The following is a 19,091-nucleotide window of genomic DNA, read 5'->3' on the forward strand; positions in this document are numbered from 1 at the left end:
ACCTCCACCCGGTGGCCCTCGGCACGCAGCCGCTCCGCCAGCGCGTAGGCGATGGTGGTCTTGCCCGCGCTGGGCAGACCGGTCAGCCACACGGTCGCCCCCGCCCCCTGGCCGTCCACGCTCATCAGCTCCGCCTCCGTACGTCGGGTCATCAGCCGTGCAGTCCGCACTCGGTCTTTCCGCGCCCGGCCCAGCGGCCGGCCCGCGCGTCCTCGCCCTCCGCCACGCGGCGGGTGCAGGGGGCGCAGCCGACGGAGGCGTAACCGTCCATCAGCAGCGGGTTGGTGAGCACGCCGTGTTCCGCCACGTACGCGTCCACGTCGTCCTGGGTCCAGCGGGCGATCGGCGAGATCTTGACCTTGCCCCGCTTCCCGTCCCAGCCGACGACGGGCGTGCCCGCCCGGGTGGGGGACTCGTCGCGGCGCAGGCCCGTCGCCCACGCGTCGTAGCCGGCGAGGCCCGCGTCGAGCGGGCCGACCTTGCGCAGGGCGCAGCACAGGTCGGGGTCGCGGTCGTGCAGCTTCGGCCCGTACACGGCGTCCTGTTCGGCGACCGTCCGGCACGGCAGCAGCGTGAGGAGGTTGACGTCCATGAGCGCCTCGACCGCGTCGCGGGTGCCGATGGTCTCCTCGAAGTGGTAGCCGGTGTCCAGGAACACCACGTCCACCCCCGGCATGACCCGCGAGGCGAGGTGGGCGACCACCGCGTCCTCCATGGAGGAGGTCACGCAGAACTTCGGGCCGAAGGTCTCCGCGGCCCAGGTGAGGACCTCCAGGGCGGAGGCGTCCTCCAACTCCCGGCCCGCCCGCTCGGCCAGCTCTTTCCTGTCTCCGTGTGCCTGGGTCGTCGTCACCCGGCGGCTCCTTCGAAAGGGGGGACGCGGCGAACCGGTCAGAAATTCTGAGCCGAGATTAGCAATGCCCACACATAAAGCACTGACGGTCCGCTGATGGGTGGCATTTTCCGGGCGAAGCAGTCATCACAAGATTCTGACCTGCATGTTTGTTTGATTTAGGGGGTTATAGGGGGCACGGTCAGGAGCCGGTAAGCGGTTCATCAGCGGACCGCCAGCACCCCTCTGCGACAGTGACGGAAAGAGCCTGCCGAATTCCCCCCACTTTCTGCCCGACATCCCCGGAGAGGCACGCGGAGATATGAGCCTGCAAGGACCGCGGCGAGGAAGGCTGATACGCCGCCTCGCACTCTGTCTGTCGGCGGTGGGACTCACCGCCTCCATGCTCACCGCGGCGGAACCCGCCGCCGCCGGCACGCCGGAGACCTGGACCTCCACCTTCCAGGGCTCGGACGGCGTCACCTACTCGGCGACCAACCACCTGGTGGCCCCCGCGGGCGGCCCGGGCCGGCAGTGGATGCTCGTCTGGTCCGGCCCGGCCAAGCAGCCGGCGCCGGACTTCCTGACGGTCGTCGACGCGACCCCGGACTCCCCCACGTACGGCAAGGTCGCCAACACCGTCACCGTCGGCCCGAACAACGGCAACGAGCCGCACCACATGCAGTACGTGTGGCACAAGGGCGACCGGATCTACGCCGGCGGCATCATGGGCGACACCACCTTCGTCTTCGACGCGAAGGCCCTGCCCGCGCTGACCATCGCCGGGGTCAACACCGCCGCCGACACCCCCTGCGGCACCCTCCCCGACGCCTACCAGGTGCTGAGCGACGGGACCGCGTACGGCACGTACATGGGCGGCCCGAACGTCACCGGCCCCTGCACCTACACGGGCGGCCAGGTGCGGGTCGGCAACGGCGCCGCCGGCTCCCCCGGCGAGATCGTCCGCATCGGCCGGGACGGCAGGACCCTCGCCGAGATCCCGGCGGCCACGGAGGCGGGCGAGGACCCGGCCCAGTGCGGCAACGTCCCGGCGCTGCCGGCCGCGACCTGCGCCAACCCGCACGGGATCGCGGTGCGCGAGGACCTGAACGTCATGGTGGCGAGCGACTTCGCCGAGGCCCGCAACTTCATGACGCCGGACTCGGCGCTGAAGGAGAACCTGGCCCGCCAGACGGTCCGCGTCTTCGACATCAGCAACCGGAACGACCCGGTGCTGAAGTCGGTGTCCAAGGTGGCCGACGGGCCGCGCGGGGCGCAGGAGCCGCGGGCCTTCTTCCGCGAGTCCCGGGTGGTCATGGAGACGGCGCTGACCAACCGGCCCGGCCACAAGGGGGCGTTCGTCTCCTCCATGGCGGGCGGCGCCGTCTTCTACACCCCGGACGTCACCGCGCCCGCCCCGCAGTGGAAGGAGGTCTTCGACGACACGACCGCCTACCGGACCTTCCAGGGCGACCGGCAGGTCACCGGCGGCGGGGACAACGGCAGCTGGCTGGCCGTCAGCCCCGACGACCGGTTCCTGTTCCACACGGTGATGGGCCAGTCGGTGCCGTACGGCAAGCCCCTCGACCAGACGACCGGCATGGTCTACGTCCTGGACATCCAGAAGCTCCTCGCCGCCGGGACCGGCGCGCGGTGCTCCGTGGACGAGCTCGCCGAGGCGAGCCGCGGCGGCCGGGAGCGGGACTGCCCCGAACTGGTGAGCACCGTTCCGATCCGCGACGTCAGCTCGGGCGGCCCGCACTGGGGCGCCATGGACAACTTCAAGCGCGGCGCCGACGGCGTGTACCGGGAGACCACGCAGGTCAGCCGGATCGCGGTGGCCAACTACTTCGTCGCCGGCTCCTTCGGCGGCGGCGGCGACCACCGGGTGTGCATGTTCGACGTCGACCGGCGCGGCCGGGTGACCCTCGACCGGTCCTTCCGCGACGAGAACACCGGCAAGCCGTGCGTCGGCTTCGACCGGGCGTCGTGGCCGCACGGCGACTACGGCGACGCGCAGCCGCACGGCGTGCTGTTCGTGGTCAGCGACGGGGTCGTCCGCCGGTGAACGCGGTCCTCCTGGCGGCGGTCGTGCTGACCGCCGCCCTGGCCCTGGGCGTGCTGCTGCTCCTGCGCACCCGGCTGCTCGCCCGCCGCTCCGCCGCCACGGCGTACTTCGCCGCGGCGGCGGTGTGCGCGGCGCTGGCCGGGAGCCTGGCGGGCCCGGGCGGCGGGGCGGCGGTCCGGGCGGCGGGCGGGCCGGTGCTGGGGTCCGTCGGGCTGGGCGGCAGGCAGGTGCCGGTGCTGGTGGTGCCGAACCGGCCCGGGTACAACCTGGTGGCCGTCGCCGCCCCCGACGCCTCCGCCGGAACCGTCCGGGACCGCCTGGCCAAGGGCGGACCCCGGCCCGGGTCGGCGCTGACCTGGATCCCGGTCGAACTGCCGGCCGGGCCCGGGCAGGTGTGGGTCTCCGCCGGCGGGGCCACCGCCCCGCTCGCCGTCGACACCGGCCGCCGTTCGGGCGCCGCCGCGGCCCCGGCCGGGCTGCGGGGCGCCGACGGTGCGGAGTGCGCGAGCGCCGCCGCCGGCGCGGTGCTGGGCGGCAGCGCGAAGGCCCCGGCCGGCTGCCCGTCCGACGCCCTGACGCCCGCCGACGCCGCGGCACTGCGCGAGACGGTCTCGTTCCTCGCCGGGCGCGGCACGCGGGCCGTGTCCCTGGTCGAGGACGACTCCCCGCGCGGCCGGGCCGCCGCCGCCGAGGCGCGTACCGCGGCCGCCCGCGCGGGGATCTCCGTATCCCCTCCCGACGCCTCCGCCCGGCGGCCCCTGCTCGTCACCTCCGGGTGGGCGGGCGCGGACACCGCCGTCCACGACGTCGAGGCCGGCCGCACCCTCGCCGAGGGGACGTACCTCGCGCCCTGGCTGCTGACCGCACCGCTGCTCTCCCCCGGCGCGGGCCAGCTCATCCCGCTGCGCTACGCCCCGAACGGCCCGGCCGCCGTCGAGTACGCCGCCGCGCTGGGCGACCGGCTGGCGGGCGAGGTGCCGAGCGCCGCCGGGTTCGAGGCGTGGCGCGCGGCCCGCGGGTCGGCGGGCCCGGCGCCCGCGAAGCTCTACGCGGCGGCGGTGCTGTACGTACCGGGCAGCGGGGGCGCCGGCTCCGCCGGGGGCGGCCACCACCACTCCGGATCCGCGAGCTGGCTGCCCAGCGGAATGATCGTCCCGGTAGCCCCCCTCGGCACCACCTGACCCGACAAGGAGCAGCAGGACCATGACGGAAACTGTCGCCGCGCCGCCGGTCCGCACCGCCAGAACCGCGCGCCCCGCCGCCGCCAAGCGCCCGGAGGGCCAGTGGGCACTGGGCGAGCACGACCCCCTCAACGCCAACGAGGAGTTCAAGGCGGTCGAGGACCCCCTCCTCGTCAGGGAACGCATCGAACGGGTCTACTCCCGCGAGGGCTTCGCCTCCATCGACCCCGACGACCTGCGCGGCCGGATGCGCTGGTGGGGCCTGTACACCCAGCGCAAGCCCGGCATCGACGGCGGGAAGACGGGCTCGCTCGCCCCGGAGGAGCTGGAGGACGAGCACTTCATGATGCGCGTGCGCAGCGACGGCGGCACCCTCGACGCCGCCCAGCTGCGGGCGGTCGCCGACGTCTCGATGCGCTTCGCCCGCAACACCGCGGACATCACGGACCGCCAGAACGTGCAGTTCCACTGGATCCGGATCGAGGACGTCCCGGCGATCTGGCGGCGGCTGGAGGAGGTCGGCCTGTCGACGACCGAGGCGTGCGGGGACTGCCCGCGCGTGATCGTCGGCAGCCCGGTGGCGGGCGTCGGCGCGGACGAGGTCCTGGACGCGACCCCGGCGGTCCGCGAGATCGCCGCCCGCTACATAGGCGACCCGTCCCTCTCCAATCTGCCGCGCAAGTACAAGTCGGCCGTGTCCTGGCTGCCGGACGTCCCGTACGAGATCAACGACCTGGCGTTCCTGGGCGCGGTCCACCCCGAGCACGGCCCCGGCTTCGGCATGTGGGTGGGCGGCGGCCTCTCCACCGTCCCGATCCTCGCCCAGCACGTCGGGGTGTGGGTCCCCCTGGCCGACGTCCCCGACGTGTGGGCGGCGGTGGCCCGCCTCTTCCGCGACTACGGCTACCGCCGGCTGCGCGGCCGGGCCCGCCTCAAGTTCCTCGTCGCCGACTGGGGGGTGGAGAAGTTCCGCCGGGTCCTGGAGGAGGAGTACCTGGGCCGCCCCCTCCTCGACGGCCCTGCCCCGGCCCTCCCCCCGGCCCCGATCGACCACATCGGCGTCCACCCCCAGCGGGACGGCCTGTCCTACGTCGGGGCGGCCCCGCTCGCCGGCCGCCTCTCGGGCACGAAGCTCGCCGCCCTGGCCGACCTGGCCGAGACCCACGGCAGCGGCCGGGTCCGCCTCACCCCGTACCAGAAGCTCCTGGTCCTGGACGTGGCCGACCCAGAACCCCTGATCACCGCCCTGGCCGACATCGGCCTCCAGGCCCGCCCCTCCCCCTGGCGCCGCAACACGATGGCCTGCACGGGCATCGAGTACTGCAAGCTGGCGATCGTGGAGACGAAGGAACGCGCGGCAACCCTGATCACAGAACTGGAAAAGCGCCTGGCCTCCGAACCGGACCTCCCCCACCTCAACATCAACCTCAACGGCTGCCCCAACTCCTGCGCCCGCACCCAGGTCGCCGACATCGGCCTCAAGGGCCAGCTGGTGGCGGACGCGGACGGCCGCCAGGTCGAGGGCTTCCAGGTGCACCTGGGCGGCACCCTCTCCCTCGCCGCCGACCAGGAAGGCGCCTTCGGCCGCAAGCTCCGCGGCCTGAAGACCACGGCGGCGGACCTCCCGGACTACGTGGAGCGCGTCACCCGCGCCTACCTGGCGGGCCGCACGGACCCGTCGGAGCCCTTCACGTCCTGGGTCACCCGCTGCGAGGAGTCGGACCTCCAGTAGGCCCCTCCCGAGACCGGTCAGGATCCGAGAAGCCCTGGCCGCCCTCGCCTCCGCCACCCTCGAGGTAACCACACCGAAGCCGCGCACCGCTCCTCCACCGGACCTCGGCGTCCCAGCCGACGGCACAGCCGCGTAGCCCGGCATTCGCCCCAGGTCGAGGAACGCCGCGTGCGAGGTGCCGGCCGCGGCAGCGACCGCACACCGGTCCCCACCCCACCCGTCGCTCCGCACGCACGCATCGACCGCCGCGACATCCGGCCAGGTCATCGGGCCCCCTTCGATGCTCAACGCACCGACCTGCGCGCAGGCTACGCTCGTCCGGCACGACAGCTGAAAGGCGCGGGGATGAGCCAGTACTTCGACATCGGTGACGAGACACTCTGGAACCCGTCCAATGGCGCTTCCCGGATGTTCCAGCGCCAGGTGGCGGTATTCGAGGCAGAACTGGAACTCCCCTCGGGCATCGGGCCGATGGAGAACGACGAGTGCCAGATCAGCCCCGACGCCTTCGCGGTCTTCGTCGACGCCCTCCTCGCGAGGCACCGGGGAAGCGGCCACGCCATCTGGCTCGCGCTCTCCGAGGGCTTCATCGCCACGGTTCTCGTCCTCGCGAAACGCGCCGCGATCACGGTGGACTGGACGGGACACGGAACCTCGGCTCGGGCTGCGGGACTGCGCGAGATGGCCCAGGAGCTGGGGCGCCATATGCCCCGCTGAGCAGACCCGACCTCCCGTCACCGAGGGCCTCCGGACGACCAGGCGGCTTCGACGTTCCCGACGGCGGTGGTGAACTCCCGACCGTCCGCGCCCCGGATGTACGCGAGCTCCACCCACCGCTCCAAGCCGCAATCCGAGACGTTCTCGTTGACCACGGCCATCAGCACCCCCTCCACCCCGGACGGAATGTCACGCACCCGCTGGCGAAGCAGCCGGTGCGGCAGGTACTCGTACTGCTCACTCATCCGACCCCTCCGAGGAGAACCCGCGCAGGAACCGCTCCCACCCGACGAGCGCCCGGTCGAGCAGCTCCTCACTGGGCGAGCACAGCGGAGCGGGACCGGCACCCGCACCGTCAGGAGGGTCCACGCTCAATACGTCGCGCGGAGATGAACTGGGCAAAGGTGCTCCCTACCGTCGGCAGCGGGTGGGTGACCAGAGACGTCCTCGCCTCTGGCGGCTGCGACCAGTCAACGGCCGGAGCTCCAGAGGGAACAGGAAGGATCGGCTGCCGCCGCGCCTCTGAAGAGCGGAAGACTTTACCCGCGCTTTAAGGCCCTTCTTGTCCCCGGCTCGAGCGCGGGATACGTTCGGCGCCATGGCCGGGAACGCCGTCTTACGGGCACGAATGGCTGATCTGGGGCTCACACAGGACGAGCTGGCAGATCGGATGAACTCCGCGCTGCTGGAGATCACGGGTCGTCCCGGTGACGTCTCCGCGCCCGGCCACGCCGAGAATGCCCTGGCCAAGGCGGACCTCGACGTGCCGCGGGCCCCGTGGATCGGCTTCTACGGGCCCGCAGAGCTCGCGGCGATCGCCGCGATCGTGCACGAGCTGCTCGACCAGCCGGCCTACGCCGAGGCAGCCTCCCACAGAGCCCTGGCGTCACTGCCCGGGGACCTGCGGCGGAACCGGTCGATGGCCATCGTCCGACTCGGCTCGGCCCAACTCCACCAGGGAGAGGCCGAGCAGGCGTGCGCGACGACCAGCGCCGTCTTCGGGCTGATGGCCGACAATCCGCTTCCGGGCCGTCTCCGCACGATGATCGGCGACTTCCACCGGTCCTTGTTCACCGTCGCCCCCTCCGCCCAGGTGGCCCGGGAGTGGGCGGACCGCTACCGCACCGAATGGAGCACGGCGTGACAACAGAGATAAGGCGCTACCACCACGCCGACCTCGGCAGTATCCGCCAGACCCTGCTGGACGTGCATGAGGACGCGTACGCGGATCGCCGGCACGAGGAGTTCGTCCAACGCTTCCCCTGGTTCGTGGATCACTGGGGCGGCAACCCCGGCTTCAGCTGCGTGATCGCCTGGCAGGGTCCGATCCCGGTCGGCTTCTCCTACGGGGCCCCCGCCACGCCGGGGAGGGAATGGTGGCAGGGACACCTCGACACCCCGCCGGAACGTCCCGACACGTTCTCGGTCTCGGAACTGATGGTGCGTCCGAAGTGGCGTAAGACCGGGCTGGGCCCGCGCCTGCACGACGCACTCCTCGAAGGGCGGCCGGAGGCGCTGGCGGTCCTCACCGTGGACACCAAGCGGCCCCGGCTGCAGGCGATGTACGAGCGGTGGGGGTACCGGAAGATCGGAGAGAACCAGCCGTTCGCTGATTCGCCGGTGTACGCGGTGATGATGAAAGGCCTGAGCCCCCGATGACGGCGCGGCCTCGCCGCAGGGGGCACATCACATGACCACCCGGCTGCGTCGATTCACAGCACTGGGGCCGGCCCGGGGACCGCTCGTCGCGGTGTACGCCGACGTCCGCGAACCGTTGCTGCACCTGCCGAACTACGCGGTCCCGATCTTCGCCGAACGTCTGGAACGTCATGGCCAGGAGGCGGGCTTCGGCGCTGTGCTCGCCTTCGATGCAGCCGAACGGCCGATCGGGTACGCGTACGGCAACACCGTGGAAGCCGGGGACCGCTGATGGAAGCGGATCGCCGGCCTTGGCGCTCAAGGAGATCGGTGTGACGGTTCCCCACCGGGGGACGGGACTGGCCCGGCGGATCCATGACGAGCTGATGGCCGGGCGCGCGGAGCGCTACGTGTCGCTCATGGTCAACCCGGCCGCTGGGGAGGGAAAGGTACAGCGGGTCTACGAGTCATGGGGCTACGAGGCAATCGGAGTCGTCCAGCCCTCCCCGGACTCGCCCGTGCTCACGGCAATGGTCCGGCTGGTGCACCTGTGACGTGAGGGAGCACGACGATGGACCTGAAGTGGTACGCGCACGCTGATGCGAAAGACGTCCGGTCCTTGCTCCTGGACGTTCACGACGAGGTGTACGCCGGCGATCCCGACCCCTTCCACTCCCGCGAGCGGTTCTCCTACTTCGTCGACCTGTGGTCGGGGCGGGAGGACTGGACGTGTGTCTCGGGGTGGGAGGACGGCCGACCGGTCGGATACGCGTACGGGTCGAAGTTCAAGCCCGGCGGGTGGTGGAAGGGGGCCGATCGGCCCGACGGTGTGCGGGGGCGGATCTTCGCCCTGTCCGAGCTGATGGTGGTGCCCCGGTGGCAGGGCACGGGGAGGGGCCGCCGGATCCACGATGCGCTGGTCCGGGCGGTCGAAGTGGACTTCGTGACGCTCCTCGTGGACTCCGACCATGCGAAGGTGCAAGCCCTGTACGAGAGGTGGGGCTACGAGAAGCGTGACGAGGCCAAGCCGTCCGGCGACTCGCCCCTCTACGCGGTCATGGTCCGGGATCTGGCCGGAGACGCCGCCGGGCGGCGGATCGAGCGGGATGGGCTGGACGAGCTGATCGCCGGCTTCGAAAGCGTCAACGGGCCCGCCGATCCGGCAGCCGTGGCCGTCAAGCGGGCCAGGCTCATCGCCCAGGACCCGGGTGGGGGCGCCCACGAGGGGTGACACCCGCCCCGGCCGGGCCCGGGGGACGGGGCCCGGCCGGGGGGTGGGGGGTGGTCAGGGGGTCAGTTCGGCGGTCAGGGCGGACAGGATGACGTCCGCGCTGCGGTCCACGTCCTCGCGGGTGGTGCGCCAGTTGACCACCGAGACGCGCATCGCCGCCCGGCCCTCCCACAGGGTGCCGCCGAACCAGCAGACACCGCTGCGCTGGATGCGGGCGATGACCCTGCGGGTGGTCTCGTCGTCGTCGCCGAAGCGGACCAGGAGCTGGTTGAGGACGACGTCGTTGAGGAGTTCCACGCCGGGGACGTCAGAGAGGCGGTCGGCGAAGTGGCGGACGTGGTCGCAGCAGCGTTCCACCAGGTCCGCGACGCCTTCGCGGCCCAGGGTGCGCAGGGCCGCCCACACCGGGAGGCTGCGGGCTCGGCGGGAGAAGTCGGGGACCCATTCGATGGCGTCGCGTTCCCCGTCCGTGCCCGGCGGGAGGTAGCCGGCGCGTTCGTTGAGCATGGCCGCGCGGTGGGCCTCGGGGTGGGCGATGACGACGATGCCGCAGTCGTAGGGGACGTTGAGCCACTTGTGGGCGTCCAGGGCCCAGGAGTCGGCCCGTTCCACGCCGTTGAGGAGGGGGCGGAGCTTTGGGCTGGCGGCGGCCCACAGACCGAAGGCGCCGTCCACGTGGACCCAGGCGCCGTAGCGGTGGGCGATGTCGCAGATCTCCCCGACGGGGTCGATGGCGCCGGAGTTGACGTCGCCGATCTGCGCGCAGACGATCACCGGGCCGGTGAGGCCGGAGAGGGTGCGCTCCAGTTCGACGGGGATCATGCGGCCCTTGGCGTCCACCGGGACGTTGCGGATGCGGGCGGTGCCGAAGCCGAGGTAGCGGGCGGCGAGGTCGATGGTCATGTGGTGCTGGGCGCCCGCGACGATCGCCACCTCCGGCGCGCCGCCCAGGCCCTCGCGCTCCACGTCCCAGCCGGCCTCCGCGAGGAGCTTGTGCCGGGCGGCCGCGAGGGAGGTCAGGTGGGCCATCGTGCAGCCGGTGGGGAAGCCGACGGAGGCGTGCGCGGGCAGGCCGAGGAGTTCGAGGACCCACTGCGCGGCCACGTCCTCGGCCACGGCGACGGCCGGGGAGAGGTTGTAGAGGCTGGCGGTCTGGTCGTAGGCGGCCACCAGCCAGTCCGTGGCGATGGCGACCGGCAGGGTGCCTCCGGTGACGTAGCCGAAGTAACGGGGCCCGTTGGCCGTCGGGATGCCGCCCTCGGCCACCGCGCGGCCTATGACCTCGATGGTCTCGGCCGGGTCGGCCGGTCCGGCGGGCAGCGGGCCACCGAACATTTTCAGCAATTGTTCGGAGCCGGCAGTGGCACCCACCGGCCGCTCGGCGAGGCCCGTCAGATATTCGGTGGCCTGCTGATAGGCCAATGCGAGAGGCGCACTGTCTGCTGTGGTCATAGTACAAAGCTAGGCGGTTGGTACTGACGTGCGACTGACCGGAATGGCCGGAACTTCCAAAACCTTGGACAGCGGGCCGTTGGACTGTATTACTTTCTCCTGTGGCCCCGGCCGGTCCGACGGCCACCATCCGTGCCGCGTCATGAGACTTGAGGAGTTCCGATGTCCGACGAGCAGACCCGCAAGGTTATCGAACAGTTCAACCAGGCATTCCAGCTGCACGACCCCGGCCTGCTGAAGGACATCCTGGGCGAGAACTGCCGGCTGGAGAACTCCGGGCCGGCCCCCGACGGCACCAAGCACGTCGGTTATGACGAATGTCTGCAGTTCTGGACCGCGATCGCGGGCAACGAGCACATGACCTTCGAAGTGGAGGACGTCTGGGTGGCCGGCGAGCGTTCCGTCTGCCGCTGGACGCTGCGCTGGGGCGGCGGCCCGAAGGACTTCGTCCGCGGGGTGAACGTGCACCGCCTGGAGGGCGGAAAGCTCGTCGAGAGCTTCGGCTACGTCAAGGGCTGAGTAGATAAGCAGAGGGGCCCGGGCCTTCAAGGCCCGGGCCCTTTGAGTGGAGTGATGGGGCGTCAGTCCGCCAGCTGGGAGACGATCATCACGCAGTCCTCCAGGGCCTTCGTGGCGTGGCCCTTGCCCACCGTGTCCTCGACCAGCTGCGTGTTGCCGGGCACGAAGGTGCGCCAGGTGCCGTCGCTGACGCCGCACTCCATCTTGCCGCTGACCAGCGTCATGATCTGGCGGCGCGGCGCCGGGTGGAAGTCGCCGAACCAGCCGGCCGGGATGTACAGGTACACGGCCTGCTTGGCCGGTATGCCCTCGGAGACGAAGAGGGACGGCGCGGGCGGGGCGAAATTGAGGGCCGTCACCTCCAGCTGCTCGTCGATGAAATGCGATTCGCCGTTCTCGTCGTTGTAGAGGCGGGAAACGGCGATTTTGGCGGTCTCGGGGGCGGTCTCGGCGGTCACGGGAACTCCCTGTGTACGTCGTGAAGGACTCTGGACGGATCGTTCTCCACTATCCCGGTCGGCGCTGATGGGACCCTGACCGCTCCATCACGTCCGCCGGCGGAATTCCCTTCTCAGATATCCATCAGCCCCGTGTCAGCCGCCGCGTGCCAAGCTGAGGGCACGAGAAAGGCCGATGGAGAGGTACCCAAAGCGGCCGAATGGGGTCCGGCCCTTCGCCGGACGGGCTCTGCCCACGCAGGTTCGAATCCTGCCCTCTCCGCTGGTGCTCATCCCAGGCACGCGCATCCCGAACCGATACCAGGGGTGCGCGTGTCTTTGGCATGCGGCGCCGCCCGGAGCGCATCCGTCCCGTCCCGTCGACGTCATCCCCGGACCCGGACTCCCCGGACTCCCCGGACTCCGCGGACCCGCCGAGCGGCCGTTTCCGGCCCTTCGCGGCCTTCAGGGCCCCCGCGGCCCTTCCGGCCCTTCCGCCCGGGGTCCCGTCGACAAATCCGCCCCTGCCCCTCGCGGCCCGGCGCGACCCACCCGAACTGGCGTCGCCCTCCCGAGCGACCCCGACAGACATGGAGACGCAGTTGCCCAGCAGCGACCACCCCACCGTGCCCGTGCTCCGCAGGACGGACGCCGCCGCGCTCGTGGACGAGATCTCGTCCTGGCTCACCGTCGACGCCGACGAGATCGACGCCAAGTTCCTGGGCGAGCGCGCCCGTATCGTCGAGGCCGTCACCGATCTGAACGCCGCGGCCGTCGCCGGCCCCGGCCGCGAGGACGCCCACTACCACCAGCAGCTCCTCCTCTCGCGCATCTACCAGACCGTGATGCAGATCCCCGACCGGCCGAGCGCCGAGGGCTCCGTACTGCTGCACGAGGTCACCCGGCTGCTGGAGAACGCCACCCTCGCCGCCGAGGACGCCCACCTGGAGCCCGGCCTGCTGGAGTCCGCGCCGACCGAGCCCAAGGCGTTCCTGTCCTGGCTCAAGGGGCAGGTGCGCGTGCACCGCGCCTTCAAGCACCCCTACTACACCGAGTTCATCAACCGCGAGGCGCGGGAGGAGGACCTGCGCACATACGTCATCCAGGAGTCGCTGATCGACGGCCGCTTCGACGACTTCCTCGCGATGATGCAGATCGGCACGGCCGGCGCCAGCAAGATGGAGATCGCCGCCAACTACTGGGACGAGATGGGCAACGGCGACCCCGAGGCCGTGCACACCCACCTCTTCAACAAGATCTACGAGGTCTTCGACGTCCGCGACGAGGACCTCGAGGCCGCCATGACCACCACCGACCTGCACTCCGGGAACCTCGCGGTGCTGCTGTGCCGCTACCGGCACCTGTACCCGGAGGCGGTGGGCTTCCTCGGGATGACGGAGTGGCTGGCCCCCGACCGGTTCCGCAACGTCGTACGGGCCTGGGAGCGGCTGGGCCTGCCGGAGGTCGGGATCACCTACCACCGGCTGCACATCACCATCGACTCGCAGCACGCGGCGGGCTGGTTCCACAACGTGGTCATCCCGAGCGCCGGCACCGCCTACATGCGCCGGGGCATCGCCCGGGGCGCGCTGTGGCGCGCCAACTCCTCCGCCCGCCACCTCGACGAGCGCCTGGACCTGGCCCGGCTCTCCGCCGAGCGCACGCCCGTCGCCGCGGGCTGATCCGCCGTGTCCCTGCGGGAGCACGGCTTCGCGCCCGTCGCGCTGGATCCCGTGCCGGGGGCGGTCGCGGCCGGTTTCCACGAGGCCCCGTACCGCGTCGTGCGGCTGCGGATGTCGTGGACGGCGGACGACGACTGGCTCTTCCTGCCCGTCCCCTCGTACGAGGTGCCGTACGACGTCCCCTACGACGGGGCCGACCGGCGGCTGGAGGCGGGGCTCGCGGCGGTGCTGCGGCGCACCCTCGGCGGGCCGTGGCTCGACGTCCACGCGGACTGGCTGATCGAGCTGCACCTGGTGCGCACGGTGGCGCCGGCCGGGGCGGTGGCGCCGGTGCGGCTGCCCGGGCCCCCGGGCGGCGGCGGGTTCGGCCTCGTGGCGGTGGCGGGACGGGCCGGGGCGGGGACGGCCCGGTCCCGGCTGTTCGGCGCCGGCGGGGCGGGGCCGCTGACGGAGGCGGCGCTGGAGCCGGGGCAGGGGCTGCTGTTCGACCGGCGTACGGTCGGGCACGCGCGCCACGAGCTGGTGGCGGGCCCCGGCGGCCCGGTGGTCCAGGACCTCCTGGCCGGCCACCTGTCGCGGCCCGCCGGGCCCGAACCGGCCCTCCGCCGCCGCCCGATGCTGGTCCACGGCCCGGCGGGCACGCTGATCAGCACCCGCCCGGCGCTGCGCTGACACCGCCCGAGGGGGTGGTGGGGAGCCCCTCCCCACCACCCCCTCCCTGCGGTACGCGGCACGAAGGGGCCCCGCCGGCCGAACCGGCGGGGCCCCTTCCCGTGTGCGGTGCTACTCCCCCGCCGCACGCAGCAGCGCGTCCAGGCGGGCCAGGTCCGCGTCGCACCGGCGGGCGGCCTCCAGGTCGTCGGGGGCGGCCGCGCAGGCCTGGAAGCGGTCCACGACCAGCAGGCCCTGGGTCTCGATCTCGTCGGACTGCGTCACGTTGACGACCTCCCTCTCAGACCGCGTTGCAGGCGCGGAAGACGTGGACCAGCGCGGGCAGGCTCGCGCCGTGCTGGAAGGCGATGTACTCCGGCAGGACGGCGGAGGGCGCCCACTTCTGCTTGTACTCCAGCTGCGTGCGCGCCGGGTAGATGTGCGCGCCGTGCTCCCAGAGGTGCTCCATGAACCAGTGGAAGCCCCGGCTGTGGCCCGGGAACTGCGGGGCCGTCAGGGAGGTGAAGGGGGTGAAGCCGAAGTGCAGCCAGCGGACGCCCTCGGCCGTGAAGACGTCGACGGCGGCCTTGTTGAGGGCCTCCATCACCCCGGGCGGGGAGTCGGGCCGGCGGCGGCTGAGGTCGTGCATCCAGCCCGGCTGCGGCCCGTACACGGGGGCGTAGGAGACGTAGCCGATCAGCTCGCCGTCGCGGAGGGCGGCGAAGAGGCGGCGCAGGTGCTGGTAGCGGCCGCCGGTCTGGCCGACCAGGAACTCCAGGGGCTTGACGCCCTCGCCCTTGGTGGAGAGCCAGGCGGTGTCGAGTTCCGCGATCTGCGCCGCGTGGTCCTCGTACGCGACCTCCTTGATCTCCAGGCCGCTGCGCAGGGCGCGGGAGATCTTGTTGCGCAGCTGCATGAACTTCGTGCCGGCCAGGGTGAAGGCCTCCAGGTCGACGGCGTAGGAGGCGCCCATCTGGTTCACGGTGAAGCCCTGGTCGACGTAGACGTCGGCGTCCGCGCCCTGGAGCTGTACGGAGACGATCTCGCGGCCCTGTCCGGCGGCGAACGCGCGGAACGCGGCGAGGAGGCGGGCGCGGGGGCCGTCCGGGCCGGCGGGGGTGAAGGGGGCGAAGGGGCCGCCGAACTGGACGAGGTAGCGGCCGACGGGCCGGTAGACGATCACCCCGGGCCCGTCCGGGAGCCGGAAATAACTGTTGCCGTCACTGAAGGCGAAATACGCGCTCGGATTTCCGGCGTCCGCGTACTGCCGGATGGCGTCGAGCGCGACGTCCGTCTCCAGAATCGTTCCGGTCATGTGAAATCCATTCTCGGGGCAGCGCTGCGGTACTACGGCACTACGGCTACTTATGGCACGGGGCGCCGGGCGCCACAAGGCCGGTCCCGCCGCAGGTCAGCCCTCCGTCAGGGCCAAGTCAGCCGAGAACGGGGGTCAGATGTGCGTCAGGCCTCAGTCAGCTGGTGACTGGAAGACTTTCATTCGCATTCGAGTATCCGAACGCGCCGAACGCGGGGAATACCCGGCGGTTCGGACGGGAAATCCGAGACAGCCCGAGGAGAACACGGCGATGCGTTCCCTGACGACAGCCCGCGGGATCTGCGAGCAATTCCACGCAGGTCTTCTCGACGCACTCGAAGGACTGCCGCTCGACGCCCGGGAGGGTGCGGACAGCCCGGTGCTGGAGCTGTACCGCAAGCACGGCGGTCCCGGGCTGCTCGTGCCGGCCGCGTACGGCGGTGCGGCCGCCGGTCCGCTGGACGCGGTGCGGGTGCAGCGGGCGATCGCCTCGCTCTCGCCGTCGCTGGGCGTGGCCACGACCATGCACCACTTCACGGTGGCGATGCTGTTCCGGCTGGCGGAGGCCACCGGACGGCTGACCCCGGCCCAGCTGCAGCTGATGTCGGCGGTGGCCCCGGACGGGCTGCTGCTGGCCTCCGGCTGGGCGGAGGGGCGGACCGACCAGAACATCCTGGCGCCCTCCGTGGTCGCCGAGCGCACCCCGGGCGGCTACCGGGTCAACGGGGCGAAGAAGCCGTGCAGCCTCTCCGGTTCGATGGACGTGCTCACGGCCAGCGTGCAGGTGACGGAGGAGGACGGGCGCTCCGCGCTCGCGCTGATGCTGATCCCCGCCTCCTCCCCCGGCGTGACGACCCGGCCGTTCTGGGCCACCCCGGTGCTGGCCGCCGCGCAGAGCCACGAGGTGCGGCTCACCGACGTGGAGGTCCCCGAGGACCTCGTCATCCACAGCACCCCCGAGGACGCCGACCGGCTCGACGACCTCCAGACGGCCGGGTTCACCTGGTTCGAGCTCCTCGCCACCTCCTCGTACGTCGGCGCCGCCTCCGCCCTGGTCGCGCGGGTGCTGGCGGGCGGGCGGGGCAGCGCCTCGGAGCGGGCGCAGCTGGCGGTGCGGATGGACGCCGCGGTCTCCCTGGTGGAGGGCGCGGCCCGCTCGCTGGAGGACGGCACCGCGGGCGACGAGGCCGTGGCGGCGGTGCTGACCGCCCGCTACGCCACGCAGGACCTCCTCTCCCAGACCGTGGACCAGGCCGTGGAGATGCTCGGCGGGATGGCCTACATCCGTTCGGGTGAGGTGGCCTACCTGGCGTCGGCGGTGCGCGCCCTGGCCTTCCACCCGCCGTCGCGGGCGAGCGTGGCCGCGGAGCTGGCCGAGTACTTCGCCGGCGGCCCGCTGCGCCTGTCCTGACCCGCCGGCAGCAGCACATCCCGCAGCCCGCCCGCCAGCCCGTCCGCCCGCCCGCCCGCAGTAAGGACACCCCTCATGGACATCAAGAACCCGGTGGAATCGCCGGTCACCTTCAACCTGCACCGCCTGGAGTACCTGGTCGCGTTCGCCGTGACGATCGGGTTCATCCTGTGGCACTTCCTGGACATCAACTGGTTCGCCGCGATCGGCCTGTTCCTCTACATCGACCTCATCGGCTACATCCCGGGCGCCATCGCCTACCGGCGCAGCGCGAACGGGCAGATCCACAAGGCGTTCTACGTCCTGTACAACTCGATGCACAGCCTGCTGAGCGTGGCCGCCGTCGGCCTGCTGTGGATGTGGCTGATCGGGCCCGAGTGGGCGCTGCTGGCCCTGCCGTTCCACGTCTTCGGCGACCGCGGGGTCTTCGGCAACTTCCTCAAGCCGTTCGGGCTGCCCTTCGAGCCGGAGGACACCCCGCTGGTGCACCAGGTGACGGCCATGCTCAGGCGCCGCTCGGCCACCGGGGGCCCGGTCCCGCTGCCGTACGAGGAGCACCCGGCGACCCGCGCCGCGACCGCCGCCGGCCCGGCCGTCGGGGTGAACCGGTGAGCCGCTATCCCGCCTGGCTGACGGACCGCTCGCCCTCGGCGTCCGCCGGGGGGTACGAGGACCCCGACGCGGCCCGCCTCGCCCTGCGCCGGCTGGCGTCGAGCGTGACGGTGCTGACCGTCAGCCGTGACGGGGTCCGGCACGGCACCACCGCCAGCGCGGTGGTCACCCTCTCCCGCGACCCGCTGGTGCTGGGGGCGTGCCTGCGGCCCACCTCGACGTTCGCGGCGATGGTCCGCCGGGCCGGCCGGTTCTCGGTGAACGTGCTCGGCTCGGCCCAGCAGGACGTGGCCCGGCGCTTCGCCAACCCGCAGCGGCCGCTCGGCGACGCCCAGTTCGAGGGCTTCGACTGGTCCACCGACCCGCTCACCGGGGCCCCGCTGATCGGCGGGAGCCTGGCGCACATGGCCTGCCGGGTGCTGGGCTGGCACCAGGTCGGCGACCACGACATGCTCCTCGCCGAGGTCACGGGCGGCGCCCACGCCGTCGACTCCCCGATGCTCAGCTTCGCCGGGCGCATGCACAGCGCCTGCGTCACCCCGGCCGCTTCCGTCCCGGGCCCCGTTCCCACGTCCGTTCCCACGTCCGTTCCCGCTTCCCTGCCCGCTTCCCCCCGTGAGGTTGTGTGATGACCACCCTTCCGCAGATCCCCGTCGAGGCCGACTGGGACCGCGCGCCCAACCTGCTCGACGGCGCCCAGGAGATGACCCTGACCGCCGAGGAGTGCGACCTGGGCTACTGGCTGTCGGCCGTCGCCCAGGGGACCCTGCGCGGGCGGGCCGAGGCCGGGCACGACGCGGCCACCCCCGCGCACATGCGCGAGGCGGGGCCGCTGCGCGAGGCGCTGGTGCTGGAGCTGGGCAACCGGTCGCTGGCCGAGTCCCGGGCGGTGAACGTGCTGTCCCACTACGTCATCGGCGCGCCCGGCGTCGTCGAGCAGGAGTTCTTCACCACCCAGGTGGTCGACGAGGCCCGGCACGCGATGATCTTCCGCAAGCACCTGGTCGACCTCGGGGTGCCGGAGGCGGGGCTGCTGGAGTTCATCCGGGAGCAGGGCACCGACTACACGCGGCGCGTGCTGAACCCGATCGCGGAGTTCGCCACGACCGTCGTGCGCGACGAGGGCGACTTCATCGGCGCGGTCGCGGTGTTCACCATCGTCATCGAGGGCGTGCTGGCGCCGGCGGCCGAGCTCAGCGAGCGCAAGTGGACGCTGCTGGACCCGGCGGCCGCCGAGATCGCCCGCGGGGCGTCCATCGACGAGATCCGCCATCTGACGGTCGGCAGCTCCATCGTCCGCGAGCACCTCGCGCGCAACCCCTCGTACCGGCCGCGGCTGATCGAGCTGATCCGGCGCGGCCGGCAGCTGTGGGACGAGCTGCCGTCGGAGGAGTTCGTGCTGGAGCGCGAGGAGCTGTTCCAGCAGGGCATGTTCGCCCACGCCGAGCTGCTGGAGGACTACGAGGTGTTCCCCGGCCGCAGGCTGCTGGAGACCACCCCGAAGGAGCGCTACGAGCTCGCCGAGCGGTGGACCGACGACATGGCCGAGGTCCGGCTGCCGTACATGGGCATCCCCGAGGCCGTCGACCTGATCCGCACCCACCCGAGGTAGC

Annotated in this window: 21 protein-coding genes, 1 tRNA gene and 1 pseudogene; 16 read left to right on the forward strand and 7 right to left on the reverse strand. The window is 72.1% G+C overall.

The window, feature by feature from the left end; translation table 11 throughout:
• Together ACFY0O_RS35240 and ACFY0O_RS35245 are read right to left on the reverse strand one after the other, a co-directional pair.
• A partial coding sequence (locus ACFY0O_RS35240) for an adenylyl-sulfate kinase (RefSeq protein ID WP_388954699.1) occupies nucleotides 1-152 on the reverse strand: 152 nt, incomplete at its 3' end.
• The gene (locus ACFY0O_RS35245) at nucleotides 152-853 is read right to left on the reverse strand and encodes a phosphoadenylyl-sulfate reductase (RefSeq protein WP_388954582.1); all 702 of its coding nucleotides are present in this window, start codon (nucleotides 851-853) and stop codon (nucleotides 152-154) included. The genes ACFY0O_RS35245 and ACFY0O_RS35240, both read right to left, overlap by 1 nt.
• Nucleotides 854-1,217: 364 nt before the next feature.
• Here ACFY0O_RS35245 and ACFY0O_RS35250 point away from each other — a divergent pair, with 364 nt between their 5' ends.
• The 4 genes from ACFY0O_RS35250 to ACFY0O_RS35265 all read left to right on the forward strand — a co-directional run bounded on the left by ACFY0O_RS35250 (nucleotide 1,218) and on the right by ACFY0O_RS35265 (nucleotide 6,530).
• A complete protein-coding gene (locus ACFY0O_RS35250) occupies nucleotides 1,218-2,900 on the forward strand; it encodes a hypothetical protein (protein ID WP_358894428.1) in 1,683 nt (560 codons plus the stop codon).
• Entirely contained in the window at nucleotides 2,897-4,081 is a 1,185-nt protein-coding gene (locus tag ACFY0O_RS35255) for a hypothetical protein (protein WP_388954584.1), read from the forward strand. Before ACFY0O_RS35250 ends, ACFY0O_RS35255 begins: the two co-directional genes overlap by 4 nt.
• Nucleotides 4,082-4,103: 22 nt before the next feature.
• Nucleotides 4,104-5,813: a nitrite/sulfite reductase gene (locus ACFY0O_RS35260; protein WP_388954587.1), complete on the forward strand. Its 1,710-nt coding sequence runs from the start codon at nucleotides 4,104-4,106 to the stop codon at nucleotides 5,811-5,813.
• Between the two features lie 345 nt (nucleotides 5,814-6,158).
• Complete coding sequence (locus ACFY0O_RS35265) at nucleotides 6,159-6,530, forward strand: DUF6086 family protein (protein WP_388954589.1); 372 nt, start codon at nucleotides 6,159-6,161, stop codon at nucleotides 6,528-6,530.
• Nucleotides 6,531-6,547: 17 nt separating this feature from the next.
• On the opposite strand, the gene ACFY0O_RS35270 is transcribed toward ACFY0O_RS35265, so the two are convergent.
• A complete protein-coding gene (locus ACFY0O_RS35270; RefSeq protein WP_388954591.1) occupies nucleotides 6,548-6,775 on the reverse strand; it encodes a hypothetical protein in 228 nt (75 codons plus the stop codon).
• A gap of 353 nt (nucleotides 6,776-7,128) precedes the next feature.
• Between ACFY0O_RS35270 and ACFY0O_RS35275 the strand changes: the two genes are divergently transcribed.
• The 4 genes and pseudogenes from ACFY0O_RS35275 (at nucleotide 7,129) to ACFY0O_RS35290 (ending at nucleotide 9,399) form a co-directional block, all read left to right on the forward strand.
• Nucleotides 7,129-7,674: a hypothetical protein gene (locus ACFY0O_RS35275; protein ID WP_388954592.1), complete on the forward strand. Its 546-nt coding sequence runs from the start codon at nucleotides 7,129-7,131 to the stop codon at nucleotides 7,672-7,674.
• Nucleotides 7,659-8,189 carry a GNAT family N-acetyltransferase gene (locus tag ACFY0O_RS35280; protein ID WP_388954593.1) on the forward strand — a complete coding sequence of 177 codons (531 nt, stop codon included), beginning with the start codon at nucleotides 7,659-7,661 and terminating at the stop codon, nucleotides 8,187-8,189. The genes ACFY0O_RS35275 and ACFY0O_RS35280 overlap by 16 nt, the downstream gene beginning before the upstream one ends.
• Before the next feature lie 31 nt (nucleotides 8,190-8,220).
• Nucleotides 8,221-8,722: pseudogene (locus ACFY0O_RS35285) on the forward strand (GNAT family N-acetyltransferase).
• A 17-nt stretch (nucleotides 8,723-8,739) separates the two neighbouring features.
• Nucleotides 8,740-9,399: a GNAT family N-acetyltransferase gene (locus ACFY0O_RS35290; protein ID WP_388954595.1), complete on the forward strand. Its 660-nt coding sequence runs from the start codon at nucleotides 8,740-8,742 to the stop codon at nucleotides 9,397-9,399.
• A 54-nt stretch (nucleotides 9,400-9,453) separates the two neighbouring features.
• On the opposite strand, the gene ACFY0O_RS35295 is transcribed toward ACFY0O_RS35290, so the two are convergent.
• A complete protein-coding gene (locus ACFY0O_RS35295) occupies nucleotides 9,454-10,851 on the reverse strand; it encodes a pyridoxal phosphate-dependent decarboxylase family protein (RefSeq protein ID WP_388954597.1) in 1,398 nt (465 codons plus the stop codon).
• A gap of 162 nt (nucleotides 10,852-11,013) precedes the next feature.
• Here ACFY0O_RS35295 and ACFY0O_RS35300 point away from each other — a divergent pair, with 162 nt between their 5' ends.
• On the forward strand, nucleotides 11,014-11,370 hold the full coding sequence (locus ACFY0O_RS35300) for a nuclear transport factor 2 family protein (RefSeq protein ID WP_079432288.1): 357 nt from the start codon (nucleotides 11,014-11,016) through the stop codon (nucleotides 11,368-11,370).
• A gap of 62 nt (nucleotides 11,371-11,432) precedes the next feature.
• Here ACFY0O_RS35300 and ACFY0O_RS35305 read toward each other — a convergent pair whose 3' ends face one another.
• Nucleotides 11,433-11,828, reverse strand: coding sequence for a hypothetical protein (locus ACFY0O_RS35305; RefSeq protein ID WP_388954601.1), 396 nt, complete (start codon nucleotides 11,826-11,828; stop codon nucleotides 11,433-11,435).
• A 177-nt stretch (nucleotides 11,829-12,005) separates the two neighbouring features.
• Here ACFY0O_RS35305 and ACFY0O_RS35310 point away from each other — a divergent pair.
• From ACFY0O_RS35310 to ACFY0O_RS35320, 3 genes are all read left to right on the forward strand, one after another.
• Nucleotides 12,006-12,090 (forward strand) — tRNA-Lys (locus ACFY0O_RS35310).
• Nucleotides 12,091-12,397: 307 nt separating this feature from the next.
• Nucleotides 12,398-13,489 (forward strand): iron-containing redox enzyme family protein, encoded by a 1,092-nt coding sequence (locus ACFY0O_RS35315; RefSeq protein ID WP_388954603.1) that lies wholly within the window; start codon nucleotides 12,398-12,400, stop codon nucleotides 13,487-13,489.
• Nucleotides 13,490-13,495: 6 nt separating this feature from the next.
• Nucleotides 13,496-14,161, forward strand: a complete 666-nt coding sequence (locus ACFY0O_RS35320) for a hypothetical protein (protein WP_388954606.1) — start codon at nucleotides 13,496-13,498, stop codon at nucleotides 14,159-14,161.
• A gap of 111 nt (nucleotides 14,162-14,272) precedes the next feature.
• Here the strand turns inward: ACFY0O_RS35320 and ACFY0O_RS35325 are convergent, their stop codons facing one another.
• Together ACFY0O_RS35325 and ACFY0O_RS35330 are read right to left on the reverse strand one after the other, a co-directional pair.
• Nucleotides 14,273-14,425, reverse strand: coding sequence for a hypothetical protein (locus tag ACFY0O_RS35325; RefSeq protein WP_358894416.1), 153 nt, complete (start codon nucleotides 14,423-14,425; stop codon nucleotides 14,273-14,275).
• Between the two features lie 16 nt (nucleotides 14,426-14,441).
• On the reverse strand, nucleotides 14,442-15,455 hold the full coding sequence (locus ACFY0O_RS35330; RefSeq protein ID WP_358894415.1) for a DUF2156 domain-containing protein: 1,014 nt from the start codon (nucleotides 15,453-15,455) through the stop codon (nucleotides 14,442-14,444).
• Nucleotides 15,456-15,726: 271 nt separating this feature from the next.
• Between ACFY0O_RS35330 and ACFY0O_RS35335 the strand changes: the two genes are divergently transcribed.
• The 4 genes from ACFY0O_RS35335 (at nucleotide 15,727) to ACFY0O_RS35350 (ending at nucleotide 19,090) form a co-directional block, all read left to right on the forward strand.
• Complete coding sequence (locus tag ACFY0O_RS35335) at nucleotides 15,727-16,866, forward strand: acyl-CoA dehydrogenase family protein (RefSeq protein ID WP_388954609.1); 1,140 nt, start codon at nucleotides 15,727-15,729, stop codon at nucleotides 16,864-16,866.
• A 75-nt stretch (nucleotides 16,867-16,941) separates the two neighbouring features.
• Nucleotides 16,942-17,478, forward strand: a complete 537-nt coding sequence (locus tag ACFY0O_RS35340) for a hypothetical protein (RefSeq protein WP_388954611.1) — start codon at nucleotides 16,942-16,944, stop codon at nucleotides 17,476-17,478.
• Nucleotides 17,475-18,107, forward strand: a complete 633-nt coding sequence (locus ACFY0O_RS35345; RefSeq protein ID WP_388954614.1) for a flavin reductase family protein — start codon at nucleotides 17,475-17,477, stop codon at nucleotides 18,105-18,107. Before ACFY0O_RS35340 ends, ACFY0O_RS35345 begins: the two co-directional genes overlap by 4 nt.
• The gene (locus tag ACFY0O_RS35350; RefSeq protein WP_388954616.1) at nucleotides 18,107-19,090 is read left to right on the forward strand and encodes a VlmB-like protein; all 984 of its coding nucleotides are present in this window, start codon (nucleotides 18,107-18,109) and stop codon (nucleotides 19,088-19,090) included. The genes ACFY0O_RS35345 and ACFY0O_RS35350 overlap by 1 nt, the downstream gene beginning before the upstream one ends.
• Nucleotide 19,091: the final 1 nt, after the last annotated feature.

Source organism: Streptomyces sp. NPDC001594 (genome assembly GCF_042893675.1).
GTDB lineage: Bacteria > Actinomycetota > Actinomycetes > Streptomycetales > Streptomycetaceae > Streptomyces.